We start from the raw sequence: 2,939 nt of genomic DNA, 5'->3' as shown, positions 1-2,939 counted from the left end.
GGTTCGATGGTCTTCTTGACCAGGTCGTCGACCAGCGCCTCGAGCTTGGCGCGGGTGAGCTTGATGTTGAGGTGCTTCGGGCCGGAGGCGTCGGCGGTGACGTACGGCAGGTTGACCTCGGTCTGCTGCGACGAGGACAGCTCGATCTTCGCGCGTTCGGCCGCGTCCTTCAGGCGCTGCAGGGCGAGCGGATCCTTGCGCAGGTCGATGCCCTGGTCCTTCTGGAACTCCTCGACCAGGTAGTCGATGACGCGCTTGTCGAAGTCCTCGCCGCCGAGGAAGGTGTCGCCGTTGGTCGACAGCACTTCCACCTGCATTTCGCCGTCGACCGAGGCGATCTCGATGATCGAGACGTCGAAGGTGCCGCCGCCCAGGTCGTAGACGGCGATCTTGCGGTCGCCGCCCTTCTTGTCCATGCCGTAGGCCAGCGCCGCGGCGGTCGGCTCGTTGATGATGCGCTTGACGTCGAGCCCGGCGATGCGGCCGGCGTCCTTGGTCGCCTGGCGCTGCGAATCGTTGAAGTACGCCGGCACCGTGATCACGGCCTCGGTCACGGTCTCGCCGAGATAGGCCTCGGCGGTCTTCTTCATCTTCTCCAGGACCTTGGCGCTGACTTCCTGCGCGGCCATCTTGCGGCCGTCGCTGGTCGCCACCCAGGCGTCGCCGTTGTCGTGCTCGACGATCGCGTACGGCACCAGGCCGAGGTCCTTCTTCACTTCCGCGTCGGTGAACTTGCGGCCGATCAGGCGCTTCACCGCGTAGAAGGTGTTCTTGGGGTTGGTGACGGCCTGGCGCTTGGCCGAGGCGCCGACCAGGACTTCGCCGTCCTTGGTCCAGGCCACGATGGACGGGGTGGTGCGGTCGCCCTCGCTGTTCTCGATGACGCGGGCCTTGCCGCCTTCCATGATCGCCACGCACGAGTTGGTCGTGCCGAGGTCGATGCCGATGATCTTGCCCATGTGATGCTCCCTCTCGGATCGTTGTCTGTCGTGGCGGTCGCGCCGCCGATGGTCGTTATCTGGGGGTACGCCCGGGCAGTTCAAGCGATCTGCGCGGGTTTTGTGGATCAATCGTGCTGCGCAACCACCACCAGCGCCGGCCGCAGCAGGCGTTCGTTCAGCACGTAGCCCTTCTGGAACAACTGCGCGACGCTGCCCGGCGGCAGGCCGTCGGCCGCGACCATGCTCATCGCCTGGTGGCGCTCCGGGTCGAAGCTGTCGCCCGGCGCGGGCGCGACTTCGGTCAGGCCGTTGCTTTCGGCGATGCGGTGCAACTGGCGCAGGGTGAGTTCAAGGCCTTCGCGCAGCGGGTCGGCCTGCGCGGCGGCGGCAAGCCCGGCCTCCATGCTGTCGAACAGCGGCAGCAGTTCGCTCAGCAGGCGCTCGTTGGCGAACCTGCGCGCCATCTCGAGGTCGCGCGCTAGGCGCTTGCGCTGGTTGTCGAGGTCGGCCCGCTCACGCAGGGACTCGGCGCGCAACTGCTCCACTTCGCCCCGCAGCATCTCCAGTTCGGCGACCAGCGGCGTGTCGCCGGCCTCGTTCGCGGCGATCGTTTCGGCATCCTGCATCGGTGTATTGGTCATGCTCCAGCATCCATCCGCGGCAACCGTGCCGCCCTGGATGACTGGTATTAGGGCCACCCATGCCGGTTTCAAGGCGGGTGGGCGCGGCTCCGGCATGGGTCGTCGCGCCCGGGGCGGCAATCGTCCTGCCTGTCACTGCGCGTGGCGGGGCCCCGGCCGGGCCTGCGGACCCGGGCAGCCCGTGGGTGCGCTCAGGGCTGGCCCTTGAGGGCGTCGCCGAGTACCTCGGCCGCCGCCTGCACCACGGGAATCACCCGGTCGTAGGCCATGCGGCTGGGGCCGATCACGCCGAGCACGCCCATGATGCGGTCGCCGGACGCATACGGCGCCGTCACCAGCGACATCCCCTCCAGCGGCGCCAGCCCGGTTTCCTCGCCGATGAAGATGCGCACCCCGGGGGCGCGGATGGTGCGCTCCAGCAGCTGCAGGATCTCGCGCTTGCGGGCGAAGGTCTCGAACAGCTCGCGCAGCCGGTCCAGGTCCGAGAGCTCCTGCACCCCCATCAGCCGCGTCTGTCCGGCCAGCATCATGCCCTCGCTGAGCGTGGCCTCGCCGCCGCCACCCGGGTCGGACACGCCGTCGTCGCCCGCGAGCGCCTGCCCGGCCAGTTCGACGCTGTGCGCCAGCAGGGTTTCCATCTCGCTGCGCGCGGCGTTGAGTTCGCGCAGCAGCGCGGCGCGGACATCGGCCAGCGGATGGCCCGCGAAGTTCTGGTTGAGGTAGTTGGACACGCGCTCGAGCTCGCCGCTGTCGTAACCGCGGCGGGTGCGGATGACGCGGTTCTGCACGTCGTTGTCGGCAAACACCACGATCGCCAGCACCCGCTGCGCATCCAGCGGCACGAAGTCGATATGGCGGAAGGCGAACTGCTCGCGCCGCGGCACGCTGACCACGCCGACGAAGTGGCTCATCGCCGACAGCAGTTCCGAGGCGTTGCCGAGCAGCGCCTGGGTGCCGCCTCCGGCCGGCAGTTCGTGCCGCAACCGCGCCATCTCGCCCTCGGGCAGCGGTCGCAGCTGCAGCAGCGAGTCGACGAACACCCGGTAGCCCTGCGGCGTCGGCACCCGGCCGGCCGAGGTGTGGGGCGAGCTGAGCAGCCCGATTTCCTCCAGGTCGGCGAGGATGTTGCGGATCGTCGCCGGGCTCACGTCCAGTCCCGCATGCCGCGCCAGGGTCTGCGAACCGACCGGTTCGCCATCGCGGATGTAACGCCCGATCAGGGTACGCAGCAGTTGCCGCGCTCGCGGGTCGAGGGAATTGTCGTCGCCAAGGATCCGGGCCATGCACTGGATATAAGCCCGGGCCGCGGCGCGTGCAAGCCGGGCGGCGGGAACCCCGCATCGAACGCAGCGTTTGC

3 protein-coding genes are annotated in these 2,939 nt (G+C 69.0%); all 3 read right to left on the bottom strand.

Going from position 1 to position 2,939, the window contains the following annotated elements; all coding sequences use genetic code 11:
• The coding region (locus tag VGD93_RS16200; RefSeq protein ID WP_395013201.1) for an Hsp70 family protein at nucleotides 1–959 on the bottom strand (959 nt) is incomplete at its 3' end.
• A 107-nt stretch (nucleotides 960–1,066) separates the two neighbouring features.
• The gene (gene grpE, locus VGD93_RS16195; RefSeq protein WP_395013200.1) at nucleotides 1,067–1,582 is read right to left on the bottom strand and encodes a nucleotide exchange factor GrpE; all 516 of its coding nucleotides are present in this window, start codon (nucleotides 1,580–1,582) and stop codon (nucleotides 1,067–1,069) included.
• 191 nt (nucleotides 1,583–1,773) lie between these two features.
• A complete protein-coding gene (hrcA, locus tag VGD93_RS16190) occupies nucleotides 1,774–2,865 on the bottom strand; it encodes a heat-inducible transcriptional repressor HrcA (RefSeq protein ID WP_395013199.1) in 1,092 nt (363 codons plus the stop codon).
• Nucleotides 2,866–2,939 lie beyond the last annotated feature (74 nt).

Source organism: Devosia sp. (assembly GCF_036406155.1).
Taxonomy (GTDB): Bacteria; Pseudomonadota; Alphaproteobacteria; order Rhizobiales; family Devosiaceae; genus Devosia_A.
Note: the sequence above shows the minus strand (reverse complement) of the source record. Positions and strands in the feature narration are given on the sequence as shown.

Excerpts from the sequence above, each read along its gene's own strand:
- hrcA (WP_395013199.1), bottom strand. The coding sequence starts at position 2,865 with ATGGCCCGGATCCTTGGCGACGACAATTCCCTCGACCCGCGAGCGCGG.
- grpE (WP_395013200.1), bottom strand. The coding sequence starts at position 1,582 with ATGACCAATACACCGATGCAGGATGCCGAAACGATCGCCGCGAACGAG.